Genomic DNA, 16,228 nt, shown 5'->3' on the forward strand with positions numbered 1-16,228 from the left:
ACTTTATTACATTCAAGGGCATACACTCAGTTTTTTCTTTTCATCAGGGTTAGTTACAAGGTAATCTTTAAGGCGATCGCACCCTTCATCCAGCAGTTCATTTAGTCCCCGGATACGCCACACAATTACCGTCTTGTCTTCACTGGCTGTAGCCAGCAGTTTACCATGCGGGCTAAAATCTGAACTATTAATATTGCCTTGATGATCTGTAAATTCTGCTACCTGTTGTCCTGATGATAAATTCCACAGCCGAATTTTGTTAGTAGCAGAAGCTGTCGCTAGGATTTTACCGTCCCATGTGAAACGTAATTGTGTAACCCTGCCTTGATAAGTCTTAAATTGTTTTAACTTATTTCCGAAATAATCCCATAAGATAACCGTCCCATCGTCTCCAGCTGTAGCCAGTTTATTTTCTTTGAGACTAAAATTGACTGTGTTAACATTGCCATTATGACCGATCAATTTTATAGACAACTTCTTGCTCTTGCTACTAATATCCCATAGAAATGCCTTCGTATTTTCTCCAACTATAGCTATAAGCTTGTCATCTGGACTAAATGTAACGCCGTTAACTTTGCCTTCGTGCGGAACTTCTTGCAACTTGTTTCCGTTGAGATCCCACCGTATCGGTTTGCCATCATCTCCAGCACTAACAAGCTCATTTCCTGCGGTATTAAAATTGATACTCCATATTGCTTGAGAATGCCCCTCAAAAGGTTTCCGACTATTTAACCAATCCCCAGTGCGCGTCCAGAGCTTTATTGTGCCATCTTTTCCACCTGTAACAATTAAGTTTTTTGCTTTGTCTGGGCTAAAACGTACAGTATTGACACCACTTTGACCGGCTTTGAATTTTTTTACCAGCTTCTCTTCGAGGTTCCAAATCCTAATATAGTCATCATCTGAAGCTGTAACCAGTAAGTTGCCTTCTGGGTTAAAACGAACACTACCAACAGCTTTTTCATGCCCCTCTAGTTTGATTAAGGGATTTTTGGGTTTGATTAATGATTTTCCTGGAACTGCCCAAAATTTCACCGTACCATCATCTTTTCCAGCAGTAGCAAGAGTATCGCCCTTCGTATTAAAGCGAATGCTGACAACACTGCCCTGATGACCCTTAAATTCTGCTTCCAGTGTTCTATTGAAATTTTTCCACAGTCGGACTTTGCCATCGCTACCTGATGTAGCAATCAGTTCATCATTGCTAATACGAACTGTCTCCACACCTTCAGGGTGAGCCTCAAATTTTTTTTCTGCCAGTTCTTTTCCTGAAAAATCCCACAGCCTGACGGTACCATCATCTCCAGCTGTCGCAAGTTGTTTTTCTTTGGGGTGAAACCAGACGCTGTTAACACTACATTTTTTAGTGTCTTTGACATTGCATTGATGACCTTTAAATATTGCTATCGATTCTGTCTGATTGATATCCCAAAGCTTTGCCAGTCCATCCTCTCCAGCTGTGGCAAATTGCTGGTTATTATAAGGGTTGGGATTAAGGCTTTTGATACTACTGCTGTGAGCAGGTATTGTTTTAAAAAGTTGTCCTTGGAGAGTCCATAGTCTGACGTAGCCATCATCTCCAGTTGTTGCCAACAGGTTTATCTTGGGAAGAAAACGAACATTGTTAACACTACATTTATCACCCTCTTTTGCTAAGTCGTATTCTTTTATTTCACATTGATGATGTATAGATGTTATGGAAGGTGGAGACCAATTTTGATCTGCTGATAAAAAATTCCACATCTGTGAGACATCCCACAGTTTTACCCAACCATTACTTGTAGCTGTCGCCAATATTGTTTGATCTTCGTTAAAATCGATACTCTTGATACTGTTGTTGTGCAGTTTAGAATTTTTCAATGTTCTCAATGGCTTTCCCAGGAAATCCCGCCATGTGACTGTGCCATCTTCTCCACCGACAACAATTAATTCCTGTTGGTTATCCTTTTGAATAAAACGGATACTATTTACACCTCTTTGGTAAGTATTGATTTGATTTGTTTGATGAATATTATCCAGAATCTTTTGCAAAGCTAGCAGAGGACTTGTAGCTGGACAGTCTTGCAAACATTGACTGTTCCAAAAAGCCATCTTTTTAACTTCTTGTCCGGCTTCCATTGCTGACATTAAAGCCTCCATTTCTCCAGCGCCAGACTCAAAATTTCTTAAAGCGGTGACTCCAGAGGCTTCAACTTCGGCTGTCCATCGCAGCCAAAATGCAACCATAGCTAAGATTGAGACTACTACTAAACCACCTGTCAGCCCAAATAGAGTCAGCTTGCGGCGGCGTTCTTTTTGCTGACGATCGCGATCGCGCAGTGCCGAACTCTGCTGGATGAAACCTTGCTCTGCTTGGCTCAACTCATCTCGGCGCTGCTTGAGCCAATTTTCTGCCTCCGCTAGGGGGACACCTCGCAGCAATGGCCCCTCATCTTGTCCGGCATTTTCCCACTGACGTATTCTTGTTCGCAATAATTCTTGCCAAGTGCGGAAAGAGCGATCGCTCTCCATCCAAACGTGCAGTCGTCCCCATTCCCGAATCAAGGTTTCATGGACAATCTCTACTGTTTCTTTACCAGCAGTTTCATCACGTCCAGTTACTACTAGCCGCGCATCAGCCAAACGCCTCACCAAATCCCAATTATTGTCTCCCACCTCATTTTTGGTAGCTAGTCTGCGGGTGTCTTCTGTGCCTTCCCCAGGCCGCACCAGTTGAACAAATATTTGCTGTGCTTGTTGTTGCTCCTCTGGATTGAGCCTAGTAAACTCAGCTTCTGCATGGTTCGCCAACGACTTTTCTACACCGCCGATCACTTCGTAAGCAGCATGAGTCATTTGGCGATTTTGCTGTTTTGCCCACAGTTGCGTCAAAGTAAATTCCAGTAATGGCAAATTGCCTGGTGAATCCGCCACTGCTCTGAGAATCCGCTCTGCAAGACCCTCTTCTAACCTTACTCCTTGCTTGTTTGCAGGTCGAGCGATCGCCTGCTGCAATTCTTCTCGGTTCATCGGAGCAAGTTTTAAATCAGCATTCTGCAAAGCATCGGCGAAACGACGATCAGAAAGTGCATATCCCAGAAAGTCAGCCCGCAAGGTCAGCAAAAGGGTAAAATTCTGTACCAGTTTAGCCGCTTCTAGTAATTGATTTAAAAATAGCTGGCGCTCTTTAACATCTGAGCAAGAAGTATAAAGTTCCTCCAATTGATCGACCACCAGTAACAGGCGGTTATCCTCATTCTCCGACAAAACCTGCGATAAAAAAGTATGTCCTAGTTCTCCCTCTCGCAACGCACCAGCTAATTTTCTGGCATCAATATCTTGTTGTATCTTCGTTTCCTTTGGTTCACGCAGGCGCACAATTACTGCTGTTAATTCATCTACAGGATGAGTTTTTGGGCGAAAAGATTCGATCAGCCAATTACCTTGCTGGCGTAGATGCGGAATTAAACCCGCAAACACTACGCTAGATTTACCACTACCAGACGATCCAATTACCGCTACCAATGATTGTTTTTGGACTGTATCTACTAGTTTTTGGGTGAAAATATCCCGTCCAAAGAAAAACCGTGTATCTGCTTCCCGGAAAGGAAATAAACCGCGATAGGGACAAGAGGCAATAGCTTGGTCACGCAACACAGACCATGCACTCACCAACACTTGTGTGGGAATCATAAACCCAACTTTAGCTTCTGGTCGGTTGATGTCTACTGCTACTGCTATACCTGCTATACCCTGAAGCTCACCATCCCATATAGGCGCACCACTGAAACCAGGCTCTAGTCTATAACCTGGTTGTTTCACATCCTCTAGCTGCACCCAACTTTTAGCTGTGCGTCCACGTAAAACGCCAGTAGCCCAAACACCATCTGGTTGTCCTGCTGGAAAACCTAATACTCTCAAAGGATGTCCCGCCCAATCATCAGATGTAATTAATGGTGCGAGTAGAGCTTTATCTGGAGGAGAATGTTTTAATTCCAATCCAGCAATATCTTCTAGTGCCATACCAGGATTTACAGGTAGCCAGAAAACAACCTTAGCTTGGAGGAGTTGTTTAGCTGCCACTAGGGGAAAATCCAAGGTGATTTCTGCATCTGGCATTTGGACAGTATTCCTTGGAAGTCCCAAGGCATCAGCTACTACATGGGCGCAGGTGAGGATGTACTTTTGGGAAACTAAGAAACCAGCACCAATTACTTTGCCACCATTGGAGTAAATCCTGACAATAGATAACTCAAGGGGTGCTGCCATTTTGTGAATCTCTTTTCCACTTCAGGGTGATTTCATAGTTGACTTCACTATTACCAGAAGCTACAACTGCTCCAAGTTGAGCGCTAATCTTGATGCCAAACTTGACTTCCACTTCATCTGCCGGTTGTTTGATGCTGCCTATTTTGGTAATAATTGCATTAGTGATCGGCTTGACGGTTTCTAGGGCTGACTCGAAAGTTTGTGTAGCTTTATCAACCACTTGGTCTCGCAAACCGATGCGATCGTCGATTTGTGCTGCTTCGTCTACTTCAACAAGAATGGATTCGCCACTTTCAAGAGGAAATTCTACTATGCGTTTCACAACAAACTTATAAAATTGGGTATAAATACGTAAAAATCAATTTACATTGATTGTAGAAGGTTTTTTATTACTTGAGGTTTCCAGATAATGGGACTTTTAGAATCTAACGACAATTTTGCAACCCCAAATAGGTTGATCAGAAATATGCCGAAAACCCTGGAGGTTGAAACAGATTAAAACTGGCTCAAATTAACTAACCACCACCAACGATAGTTACCACTTCTAAGCGATCGCCTGGTTGCACTTTTGTTTCCGGCCAAAATTGGCGGTGTAAAATTTCGCCGTTATACTCCACAGCTAACAAGCGGGGGTTAAAACCCAACTGTTGGAGTAAGTCGGGTAAAGAAGTTTGAAACGAACAGCTATGGGTTTCCCCATTTACCTGAATCGTAATCTCGTTAGACATAAATGTGGGGAATTGGGACTAGGGAATGGAGTATTAGGTATTGGTTACTTACTTTGGACAAATGACAAATGACGAATGACAAATGACAAATGACTCTTTTAGAGTTCTGGTTTAATGCGATTGAGTTGCGAGAGCAAATATTGTGTCACGAGGGTAGGCTGTTCGGCTTGCATGAGCGATCGCACCACCGCTACACGTTCGGCTCCGGCATCGATCACATCATTGATATTATTGGCATCTATTCCCCCAATTGCAAACCAGGGAATTGAGCAATTTTTGGCTGCATAGCTGACATATTCTAGCCCTGTTGCTGCTTTACCTACTTTGGTGGGAGTTTCATAAACTGGCCCCACGCCAATATAATCTACACCTTCAGCAATTGCTGCTTGCATTTCTTCTTTATTTGTGGTAGAAAGCCCTATCAGACGCTGCGAACCCAGTAATTGTCGAGCAACAGCAATAGGCATATCTTGTTGTCCCAAATGCACCCCATCGGCATCGACAGCTAAAGCTACATCCACGCGATCGTTAACAATAAACAAAGCACCATAGATGTGGCATAACTGCCGTAATTTTCTCGCTTGTTCCAGACGCAAAGAATCATCGGCGGTTTTGTCGCGGTATTGTAAAAGCGTTAATCCCCCTTTGAGTGCAGCCTCGACATTGTTCAACAAATTTTCACTAGGGGAAGTCACAAGATACAAATGCGATCGCCACAACAATTGATGGCGCTGATGACCCATTAAATTACTTTCTAGGGTATAAACCTGATAGCGCATCTGCTTACAAGCTTTAGCCATATTTGGCAGGGTTAGCTTGCTGTATTCTTCCAACACCCGTAATGCTTCTTCTATTCGGCAAAAGTTAGCTTGCAATACCGATTTTATACTAGCTCGTTGTTCTTCTTGAGGATGGGTTAACTCAGTCCCCGGATCGCCTGGTGTATCTCGCGCCGCCCGTAATTCTGGGGTATGCCACTTGGCTACCTCTTGTCGCAGCCGCTTGCATTCAAGAGCCAACTGGGCATTATTCAACCCAAACCGACACCATTCCTCAATAATTCGCAAGCCCTCACGAGCGCGGTCTAAATTGGCATCTAAAATGCGGTAAACAACTTGCTGTATTTGCTCTTTTTGGCTGTATGGCTCGACCATTACAACAACCCCATTAGTGCTTTCATCGAAGTGTGAATTATCATAAGTCCTAGTAACCATAAGTTAATTAATTTGCTTTTTTTTACTAATTTTTGCGGAATCTACGCAAAAAAACGCAGTAGTGAGGGTTACGGTAAATTATCCCATGTTCCTATAAACAGTGATAAGGGTAGTTTGAGGCTACAGTTTCGCACTGAGCTTAGTCAAGTATTTTACGGTAAACAACAAGCTTGCAAAGGACTGCCAAAAGGTAATACACCAGAAAATCCACAATAGATATATATATTAGTGAAAATCATGTAAAGACTAGCAGTGTTACCTCTCTACAAGGGTTTTGGATAACGCATATTTAATTTAACTCTTATATCTATTTAGATATGGGAGTTAAATTGACGTAGGCAAAATTCATGAATTGTGCGTACAAATGATTTTGGGCAACGCACAATTAATTTCTGGAGATGTTTAATATCATTTATTACTATGTATTAAATATCGCCAATCGGTCAATATATGAGTAATATTATCGACATAATACCTCTAGAGAGTATAAGAATTTATGATTACTTATAAGGAGTCGTGTTAAATATGATTCTCCCTCGTGTGTTTCCTGGGTACCGTAGAGTAGATGTTCTGTTTGCAAAGCTGAAGTTTCTGAAATCAGCAAGGCTTTTATTTTTTAATTTTTCAGTATTATCTTTTACTGTAAGTATGGGGGCGGCAAGTATAGCATTCCTGGGTATAAGCCTCGATAGTGCGTTAGCAAAGCTCGCCGTTGGCGTACCCTTACAGGGAAGCAAGCTACGCGTTAGCGTCTCTGAAAGAGAAGCCTCTCGTAGAGAAGGCATCGCTCAAATTCCATCAACACCAGATTCAGCGCCTCTGAATCAGAAAACACCTTCTCAGGCTAATATACTATTTGTCAATCCTGGTGTTGGAGATGACAAGGCAGGCAATGGCAGCGAATCCGCTCCTGTAAAGACGATTACCCAAGCGTTGCGATTAGCTAACGCCAATACTGTAATTATGCTTTCCACCGGCACTTATAGCGCCGAGACAGGGGAGGAATTTCCCTTAATACTGAAACCGGGTATTTCAATTCAAGGCAATCCCAGCAATCAAGGTAAAGACATTATCATTCAAGGAGGCGGTGATTACCTAAGTCGGAGCTTTGCTGGTCAAAACGTCACAATTGTAGGGGCCAATCAAGTCTTGCTGACTGGGGTAACGGTGACGAACTCTAATCGCCGTGGTTACGGTTTATGGATTGAATCTAGCAATCCGGTAGTCGCGGAAAATACATTTACTGGCAGTACTCAAGATGGGATTTCTGTCTGTGGTAATGCTGCACCCACCATTAGCAAAAATTACTTTGATCGCAATGGAGCCAATGGCATCACAATTGCTGGTAACTCTAATCCCCAAGTGAAGGAAAATGTCTTTCACCAAACAGGTTTTGGCATTAATATTGCCCAAAACGCCGCTCCTATAGTCATAAGTAATCAAATTCAGAACAATAGATCGGGAATTGTCGTGCAAGCAAATGCCCGCCCGATTTTGCGGAATAATATTATTCAAGATAATAAAGAAGATGGTTTAGTTGCGATCGCTCAAGCAATGCCAGATTTGGGTAGTGCATCGGAACCTGGGGGTAATACATTTCAAAATAATGCCCGCTACGACATTAACGCCAGTGCTGCTAAACAGGTGATTCCTGCTGCTGGTAACAACCTTGTGAGCGATCGCATCACTGGCAAGGTAGATATTAATGGTACAACAGCACTAGCAACCCAAAATTCCCAACCCGCTCCCAACAACGTATTACGAGAAATACCACCAACCGGGGAAATCACCTTCTCATCTCCTGAAATTTCTGAAACTGCTAATAGGCAAACCAGCAACAGCATTGCAGCAAATAATCCTGTTTCTACACAATTAAACAGTCAACTGCTGCCATTAATCCCAGCCAATAATGTACCGCTTTCCCTGCCTATATCCAAACAATCACCCACTTCTAGAGTTGCCGGATTTCCTACTCCTAGCAGCTTGTCAGGTAGACAAATACCAACTAACACTCAAATTGCAACTTCCAGTCCAGCACAGCCACCTGATACACCACAGTTAAATTATGTGCGGATCGATCCTAATACCATTGAGTTTACTGCCCCTGAGTCCCCATCCAATTCAGTTGGACAGAGGGATCAAACACAAAGGCCATTACCAATATTAGAAACTGCTGCTCCAGGTGCTTCAGAACTTTTACCACTTCCCGATCGCAATATCCCCATTGTTAATACTCGCAATCTGCAAACAAGTTCTGCAAGTATTCCCTATAGTGGTAAATCTGCAACACAATCTGGTGTGCGTTATCGCGTAGTAGTGCCACTTGCAACCGATAAAGATCGAGATTTAGTACGATTCCTTGCTCCTGGCGCGTTTCCCACAGTTTGGCAAGGTCAAAGAGTTATGCAAGCAGGAGTATTTAATAGTGAATATAACGCTAAAGAAATGCTCAAAACACTCTCTAATAATGGTTTAAGAGTCATTATGGAGCCGTTGAATTAATTGGGCATTGGACATAGGGCAAAAGGGGTGGAGGGGAAAGACTTACATACCCTCCAGTCTTTTTCCTCAATTTTGAATTTTGATGTCAGGGCGATCGCGGGTCAAAATGATATCAATCGACTTGAGAGAGCGATCGCTTTCCTACTGTGGGAAGGCATCGCTCTTTTAGTCAAGGGGGTGAGATCGCGATTAGGCATAAGTTGAATTAGCGATCGCGTTCTTGTTTTAGAGAGCGATCGGGGAAAGCATCCTTTATCCATCACCTTCATCTAGATATTTCAGGAAAGAATGAACACCCAGTAACTGAATGCTATAGCTTGCCATTACTGCTCTTAAATCATCATCAGCCCGCAAGTCATCATCTCCAGATACGATAATCCCCGCTTTGCCATCAATCGCTGTAGCCAACACAGGTAAATCTTTAGAATCTCGACAATTAGGCGGAACAGTTTTCAACTCAACCCATAAGGTGCGGTACTGCAATTGTTGTTCTAGGCGAATCGCCTGACTAGAATCAATCCGCTCTCTTAAACGGGGGCGATTCCAAACAAGATGGAGTTCTTCCATAAGGGGTTGACTCATATACCAACTGGAATTTATCCTCATTAAATGCTGCCAAAATCGGCAATGTAACTCGCCCTTTCAGCAAAATGCGAATCCAAATGTTGGTGTCGATGACCACTCGCAACATTAGACCTGCTGGGATTGCTGACGCACAGCTTTAATTTCAGCCCTGATTTTATCGTCTGTAATCTCATTCACGGGGGGTTCGGCATAAAGTTCTTGAATTAAAGCCGTCAAATCTGAACGTAAATCTATTTGAATCAAGGCTCTAGCGACTTTTGCTCGTTCGTCTGGCTGCAACTGTTGTACCGCCGTAATGAGTTGTTCCAAAGTAATTGGGATCGATACCATGTCAGTACCCATCATGATAGTTTCTTAAATTTTAGTGCGTTTGTGCGATCACTATCAGTCTTTTCAGCGGAATTTATAATTGACAAAAGCAATGTTATCCTAACTTGTCACGAATGAACCGATTTAATTTTATTCAATGGTAAAAGGTATGGAACCGACCATCGAACAACTTAAAGCATTCTTTGACTTTTGTGTTCGGGCTAGTAATTTGTTTAGAGATATAGCATTGGTTAGATTTGATGAGAGGACAAGCCGAATCGTGATTTTGATAGGCGAAACCATCCAAGTAGAAATTCTTATTAATGCGGAGAACATTATCCGATGACAGACTATTTAACTCTTAATGAGCAAGAATTAAGACAATATGTGATATCAAACCCCCAGGATGAGGAGGCATTTCAGCATTACCTCAGCATCATGAGAGCGAAACCGGGGGTAGTGGTCAGCACTCCAGAACAATTAGAGGCTGAGTTAAAACGGCGTATTAATCAAGCTAGTTAACATAGAACCCGTTACTGACATTCCAGTAACGGGGTTTTTTCAATTTAGCAGCTTGACTCAATGTGAATTTTGGGACTTGCCTTTATTCAGCAACGCCGATATTCCCGCGATCGCACACCCTTATATCTGCGCTGATTTGGCGACTTGCGTCTGGATATTTAAGATTTTCGTTCATCTGTAATTCCCCAGATTAGTTGCTTCATGGGATCGGGTTCTGACTGGCGGAAATCAACCCACATCATGCCTTCTAGAAAAATTGGTAATTTTGGAGTTTGAACACAATCTGGAAGTAGTACAGGAATAACGGGACATCGTCGTCTAACAAATTCCCGCAAAAAAGCATCTAATTCTGCGTCTTGCCAGGGGCCAGTATTATTCTTTCCAATAAAGACAGCCGCAGCTTTTATATTCCTGATCTGTTCTTCCAATGCTCGTTGCCAGGGTAAACCGGGTCGGAGTTCCCATTCATCTAGCCAAGGCAAAATCCTAAATTCTTTAAGCTCTTGGCCAATGAGCTTGACATTTGGCTTATCATCGCTATTGTGGCAGAGAAATACGTCGAAGTCTTTTGTTGCAATTTTCCCTTGAACTGAAGAAGTCGCAGTTTCACGATTGCGTTGCAAGTTGGCAGTTTTATCCATTTCTGCAAGAGTGGATGCCTGTGTTTCTGTTATTTGCTCTGCCTGTTCTTGATCTATCAAAAAAATAGGAGTTTCACCACAAACGCTACAACCAATCCAGTCAAAACCACGTTCACGCCGCATCTGGATATGCTGTTCAGGAATTGTTGCACCACAATTATGGCAAGCAAGAGTGCGCCGCTGTTTGATACTTTCTGCTAACGCCCGTCGCTTCAAATGAATCAGGATGTAATCTTCAAATTGAGAGCGAGTTTGTTCATTTGCCGCTCTGTCAAAAAAGAGTGTTAATTCTCCCTTACCCTCTTGAACTTCCCGTAAGAACATACCGCATAATCCACCCACTTTTGCTTTGTAAGTTGCGGCATTTTTCCATAAGTCTTGTTTGATAAAAAATCCACTTCTTGTGAGCCTCACGGCTAAAGTTGCATAAATATTGAGAACTGCACCTTCAAATTCAAAAATTACTGTTTGACCTTCTGGATTAGGTGCATCGGGCCATTCACGGGTAAATTGTGATGGAAATACCAAATACGCGACATCGTCCGCCGATTGGCGTAACACTAACTCGTGGTATAGTAACTCTTCAACCGTTGCAATTAGCAGTAGTTCTTCGAGCGCTTTATCCTTAATTCGCTCATCTTCTGACATCCGAAAACGCCCGTGTCGTGCATCTTCTTCAGCGATACTGCCTAAACCATCAGGTTCATCCTTAGCAGCATTAATTAGGGCAGAAGCGTAAGCATCTAGCAATTCGGGTTGCAGTAAAACATAATTTCCAAAAGAAATTCGTCGGATTAAGTCCCTCGACTCGACTCGTCCAATACAGATATCAAATTGGGAACGCAACTTTTCTGTCTCGGTAGGAGCGTTTTCAGACTTTAGGAATGCACGATATAAGTCATCTACTGTAGATAACAATCGCTCGGCTTTTTTTTCTGCAATTAAGAAATCTTTGATTTGCTGGAAGAGTTTTGTTGAGCTGACGCTTGGCAAAGCTTTCCAATTAATAGCGTTGCGAATTGCATCGATTAGTTCTGGAATTTTCCACCCCTCTCTGGCGCTAGTTTCAAAGTATCCATCAAAGCCTAATTCTTTTACCCATGTATCGATACGCTTTTGACTAACGCCGATACCACCGCGATCTGCACGAGCAGCAACCAGAAATTTCTTTAATGAAGAAGTACTAGAAGACTGAAGCCGTTGTGCTTGAGTGAGCGCCCGATCCCAGTGACGCACTCCAGCGAAGGGATCAGTTTCACTACGAGTATCGAAGATAATGAGAGCAACAGCTACTTCGTTTAGGTGCAATTGATGAATCAAACGATAGCCTGGTTGCCCTGCCAGATCCCATAGCATAGTTTCACGAGTCTTTGCTTGAGAACTTTCTACAATGCCTTGTTTATCGAACGTCCAAACTCGCCGTCCGTGAGTTGATTCCGTTGGCTGGAAGTGTTCGCCACTTAGCACTAAACCAAGTCCAGATTTTCCTACTCCGCTATCTCCTACTAAAACAACTTTGGCATTAGCATAATGAACCGAAGATGAAACCGAAGGAACAGTCAATAAGGTAGGAAAGTCTAACTCCCAAATATGGATGATCGTGTCCTTTTCTCCAAGTGTGGCAAGAATAGGCAGCTTTGGATTGAAGGCAACGCTGGAGAGCCATTTAGCCGAAGTGGATTCATGGATAACTGCTATAGTTTCCCAAGTTTTGCAATTCCAGAGTCGAACAGAGTTATCCAGAGATTTAGATACAAGAAATTTACCGTCGAAGGAAAAAGAAACATCAGTCACTGCATCTGCATGTCCTTCAAGAACCCTAGTTAGCGATCCAGTGGCAGTATCCCAGAGCATGATCGTACCATCAAGAATTGCTGATGCCAACACTTGACTATCCGGCGACCAGGCTATAGCAAGAAATTTGCTATTTTTTAAATTTATGGACTTGGAGGATGTTTGAGTTATGTAAGAAGCTACTAGCTGTAATTCATTTGTTTCGGCTAACTCGGCGTGCAACTCCCTTAACTCTGTCATTTGAACTTCTATACTTTCCTTGTTTTCAATCTCTTCGAGATTACTCAATATCTCGTTCCATTCTCGTTCTAATTGTTGCAGCTTTTCTAGCTGTTCTAGGTGCTTTTGGTGAGCAGCATGAATCTTGTAAAGACTAATGCTAGTTAGATTTTGATCTAATAAGGCTAGCATTTGCCCGCTTGAATCCCAAACAAGATTACCTAATCTTTTGTTTTCTAGTAATTCATCTAATAGCTCATCAAAAGATTGACGTTTATAATAATATGTTTTTGGAAATTTATTATTAATAATATTAATATCATTTCTAGAAAAAAACTGTAAGCTCTCATTACTATCAGAGTATATAACAAATGTTTCTTTATCAGGTCTATTGACCTTGTTGTCGCTAAAGAGATTCGCTATCTTTTTAGAAGTAAATTCTATTTTTCTAGAAAAACTTTTAAGTTTTTCCTCTATATCCTCTATTTTTTTTTCTGTTTGTGCATCCCAAAAATTAATTTTTGTAGGAAAAATATTTTTTTTATTTATATATTTTTCTGTTTGTGCATCCAGCCACTCAAATTTTGCAGAAATTGTTTTAAGTTCTTTCTCCATTATTGTTTGTATTTGTGTACCCCCCAAAACCTTAATTTCTTTATTATTATAGTAATCGCTATTTCTTGATGCAAACATTTTTCCAGATGGACACCATGCGATCGCATTACTGTTCTCATTTTCAATTGCAGATCGTAGATCGCCTGTGTTGGTATTCCAAATCTTTATTGTGTCATCGCCAGAGACTGATGCTAAAACTTCTCCATCTGGCGACCATGCTATTCCAAATATAGTGTCTGTATGTCCTTCAAGTACGGACATAAGCTCTCCAGTTTCTGTATTCCAAAGCTGGATTGTATGGTCTTTGGAGGCTGAAGCAAGCTTTTTCCCATCTGCTGACCATGCAATTTGAGTGATGATGTCACTGTGTCCTTCCAGGGTATAGCGCAGCTTGAAACCTGAAGGTGGCGAGAGAACCGAATTTTCCTGCTCTGAACTTGCTACTTCAGACATACTGTTACTCCGTTCGGCACTAACTAAAGGATTCTAGAAGATTAAGGTCTACTGAGTTTTTTTCACGCAATCAAATAGGACTCCTATAGTTGAATTATATTTATAATACTTTTGAGCGCGATCGCCTTTGCCGTAAGTTGGGTTGAGCTAAGGAAACCCATCATCTAATACTCCAACACGATGTTGAAGTACCTCAACACGACTTTGGAGTACCTCGACACGATGTTGAAGTACCTCAACACGACTTTGAAGTACCTCGACACGATGTTGAAGTACCTCGACACGATGTTGAAGTACCTCAACACGATGTTGAAGTACCTCAACACGACTTTGAAGTACCTCAACACGATGTTGAAGTACCTCAACACGACTTTGAAGTATATGTCGCTTATTTAAAGTAATTTTTTTGACAACCTGAATAAAAACTTCAGTACAATCCACTAAAAATAATTAGGTCGATCTTAATTTGCTTTAATTTTTCCGAATTATCTCTCAGAGAAGTTTATTGTTGCATTGGTTAGAGTACATGCAGTAATCCTATAACTTCCTTCAGGAGCGCATTTTATGGCACGACTAAAACGCAGTTCACCGACTCTCGAAAAGGCTCTCCGTCGAATTGCAGGAATGCGATCAATTAGCCCGACGCTAGAATTTGGCAACGGATTAAATTTGACAGACTACGACAGCCGCATCCAAACCTTGCAAACCCAGCTATCTACCTACAACACTTTACTCTCTAGCATAGATGAAATGGCAGGTCGCCTCTCTCTAATTGAAGAAGAATTGGGCGGCTATTCTGAAAAGATGTTAATGAGTGTGGCAACGCATTATGGCAAAGACAGTTTGCAATATGTCCAGGCGGGAGGCAAGTCACGCAAGAAATTATCACGCCGTTCGAGCAACACCCAATCCCCATCTGATACCGTTTCACTTTAAGACTGATACAGATGGCAGGCAGGGGAGGCAGGGGAAGTAATTTGTATCAATAATTTAGTGAAATGGTATGAGAGTACAGCTAATCTCTCCACTCCCTATCCTGGCTTATGATCCAAACGAGTCGCTTGCTCTAGGGCGGCTTTTTCTTTGGCTCGGCGGACATAGGGTTGTAACTGAGTGCGATCGCAAGCTGTAAAAATACTCAGGTTTTCCAAGGTAATCCCCCGCATTAACATTTCTACGCGCCAGGTTTGTTGTGCTTGGGCGATCGCTGGCGTTTGTCCTTGGGGAGTTAACAATCTCTCGCTCCATACTTGCCAACGTGTCTCAAGTTCTGATTCTGAAATAGGTGTGCCTGTATCATTTAGAAACATGGCTGTTTGAGCATCTTTACGACTTTTCAACCATTTGATTAAGGGATTATTAGTAAAGGAACCGTAGCGTTTGCCCAAAATCCATTGATTCAAAGGCACTTGACGGACAAATCCGGGAATTGTGATTTGCAGGAAGTGCCCTTGAGTATCGTAGATTTGGTGCGATCGCTCCAAGCTAATTATTTCTGTGGCGGATAACCCAGACCCAAATAATACGTAAGCTAAGGCATAATCTCGTACTCCGAATTTCCTGGCTTGTTGCAGAATTTCGTGAACTAAAGTAGCTGGTAAATCAGCTATTTCTGTGGTGGTGAACCCTCCTTGTAAGGAGTTTATTGCTGATTCTGTTGAAGATGACATGGCTCCATGTAAAAACAACTCCACCAAATTTTCCAGAAAATCATCCCGATCTTCCCAAAGTTCGTGAAATTCGCTGGTGAACTCAATTACTGCATATCCCAAAATCATCCCATTCAGCAAACTGGCTAATTTTTCTGCGGGTAAATAGGTATTTAGGTGTCCTTGCTGGATTACAGTAGCTAAATACTGAGCTACATAACGGTTTGCCTCTGTTACTCCCCTGCCTAGTGCGCGGCGATTTTCTGCCGGGAATTGGTCGGCTTCACCTACCACAGATCGGACGAACTCTGGTACTCGTTCTAATGCATGTAAGCTATCACTTGCATAATCTTTAAGAGCTTGGTAAACATTGCCGGGAGGTGTTGCCCGCCGTACCAGCGATTCACCTAAATCCTTGAAGGCTGCGGACTCTTCCAGCACAGCCAAAAGCAGTCCATGTTTATTGCCAAAATTCCGAAATAGAGTCACTTCGTTGACTTCGGCTTTTTCAGCAATTTGGCGGGTTGTGGTAGCGCTAACACCCTGAGCAGAAAACAACTCAAGTGCAGCTTGAATCAGGCGTTGACGAGTGGAAATGAGTTGAGATGACATAGAAAAATGCAAGTGGCACTTGCAGGAAGTATCAGAGTTCTGCTAGCATAACAAATGTAAGTGATACTTGCTTTACTCTACTGTAACGAACTAGTATACAGGGCGGGTAAATCTCTGTGGGATTATGCCCAAGAAAA

Annotated in this window: 13 protein-coding genes; 4 read left to right on the plus strand and 9 right to left on the minus strand. The window is 42.3% G+C overall.

Annotated elements, in window-relative coordinates; genetic code table 11:
• Positions 1 to 12 precede the first annotated feature (12 nt).
• From HWQ40_RS07875 to HWQ40_RS07890, 4 genes are all read right to left on the minus strand, one after another.
• Positions 13 to 4,248, minus strand: a complete 4,236-nt coding sequence (locus tag HWQ40_RS07875; protein ID WP_292776295.1) for a trypsin-like peptidase domain-containing protein — start codon at positions 4,246 to 4,248, stop codon at positions 13 to 15.
• Positions 4,232 to 4,570, minus strand: coding sequence for a CU044_2847 family protein (locus HWQ40_RS07880; RefSeq protein WP_292776297.1), 339 nt, complete (start codon positions 4,568 to 4,570; stop codon positions 4,232 to 4,234). The genes HWQ40_RS07875 and HWQ40_RS07880 overlap by 17 nt, the downstream gene beginning before the upstream one ends.
• Before the next feature lie 193 nt (positions 4,571 to 4,763).
• Entirely contained in the window at positions 4,764 to 4,976 is a 213-nt protein-coding gene (thiS, locus tag HWQ40_RS07885) for a sulfur carrier protein ThiS (RefSeq protein WP_292776299.1), read from the minus strand.
• A 98-nt stretch (positions 4,977 to 5,074) separates the two neighbouring features.
• Positions 5,075 to 6,130, minus strand: coding sequence for a thiamine phosphate synthase (locus HWQ40_RS07890; protein ID WP_292776301.1), 1,056 nt, complete (start codon positions 6,128 to 6,130; stop codon positions 5,075 to 5,077).
• Between the two features lie 585 nt (positions 6,131 to 6,715).
• On the opposite strand from HWQ40_RS07890, the gene HWQ40_RS07895 reads away from it, so the two are divergent.
• Together HWQ40_RS07895 and HWQ40_RS07900 are read left to right on the plus strand one after the other, a co-directional pair.
• Positions 6,716 to 8,692 carry a DUF1565 domain-containing protein gene (locus tag HWQ40_RS07895; protein WP_292776303.1) on the plus strand — a complete coding sequence of 659 codons (1,977 nt, stop codon included), beginning with the start codon at positions 6,716 to 6,718 and terminating at the stop codon, positions 8,690 to 8,692.
• Between the two features lie 27 nt (positions 8,693 to 8,719).
• A complete protein-coding gene (locus HWQ40_RS07900; RefSeq protein WP_292776306.1) occupies positions 8,720 to 8,896 on the plus strand; it encodes a hypothetical protein in 177 nt (58 codons plus the stop codon).
• A 48-nt stretch (positions 8,897 to 8,944) separates the two neighbouring features.
• Here HWQ40_RS07900 and HWQ40_RS07905 read toward each other — a convergent pair whose 3' ends face one another.
• Both HWQ40_RS07905 and HWQ40_RS07910 read right to left on the minus strand, forming a co-directional pair.
• Complete coding sequence (locus HWQ40_RS07905) at positions 8,945 to 9,274, minus strand: putative toxin-antitoxin system toxin component, PIN family (RefSeq protein WP_292776308.1); 330 nt, start codon at positions 9,272 to 9,274, stop codon at positions 8,945 to 8,947.
• A gap of 108 nt (positions 9,275 to 9,382) precedes the next feature.
• Positions 9,383 to 9,607: a hypothetical protein gene (locus tag HWQ40_RS07910; RefSeq protein WP_292776310.1), complete on the minus strand. Its 225-nt coding sequence runs from the start codon at positions 9,605 to 9,607 to the stop codon at positions 9,383 to 9,385.
• Positions 9,608 to 9,928: 321 nt separating this feature from the next.
• Here HWQ40_RS07910 and HWQ40_RS07915 point away from each other — a divergent pair, with 321 nt between their 5' ends.
• Complete coding sequence (locus HWQ40_RS07915; RefSeq protein ID WP_100899738.1) at positions 9,929 to 10,108, plus strand: hypothetical protein; 180 nt, start codon at positions 9,929 to 9,931, stop codon at positions 10,106 to 10,108.
• 158 nt (positions 10,109 to 10,266) lie between these two features.
• Here the strand turns inward: HWQ40_RS07915 and HWQ40_RS07920 are convergent, their stop codons facing one another.
• Both HWQ40_RS07920 and HWQ40_RS07925 read right to left on the minus strand, forming a co-directional pair.
• Positions 10,267 to 13,830 carry a TIR domain-containing protein gene (locus tag HWQ40_RS07920; protein WP_292776312.1) on the minus strand — a complete coding sequence of 1,188 codons (3,564 nt, stop codon included), beginning with the start codon at positions 13,828 to 13,830 and terminating at the stop codon, positions 10,267 to 10,269.
• A 147-nt stretch (positions 13,831 to 13,977) separates the two neighbouring features.
• Complete coding sequence (locus HWQ40_RS07925) at positions 13,978 to 14,271, minus strand: hypothetical protein (protein WP_292776315.1); 294 nt, start codon at positions 14,269 to 14,271, stop codon at positions 13,978 to 13,980.
• A 123-nt stretch (positions 14,272 to 14,394) separates the two neighbouring features.
• Between HWQ40_RS07925 and HWQ40_RS07930 the strand changes: the two genes are divergently transcribed.
• Positions 14,395 to 14,766, plus strand: a complete 372-nt coding sequence (locus tag HWQ40_RS07930) for a hypothetical protein (RefSeq protein ID WP_229462270.1) — start codon at positions 14,395 to 14,397, stop codon at positions 14,764 to 14,766.
• A gap of 95 nt (positions 14,767 to 14,861) precedes the next feature.
• Here HWQ40_RS07930 and HWQ40_RS07935 read toward each other — a convergent pair whose 3' ends face one another.
• Complete coding sequence (locus HWQ40_RS07935) at positions 14,862 to 16,091, minus strand: TetR family transcriptional regulator (RefSeq protein WP_292776319.1); 1,230 nt, start codon at positions 16,089 to 16,091, stop codon at positions 14,862 to 14,864.
• Positions 16,092 to 16,228: the final 137 nt, after the last annotated feature.

Origin of the sequence: Nostoc sp. NMS9, assembly GCF_017114995.1 — a bacterium.
GTDB lineage: Bacteria > Cyanobacteriota > Cyanobacteriia > Cyanobacteriales > Nostocaceae > Nostoc.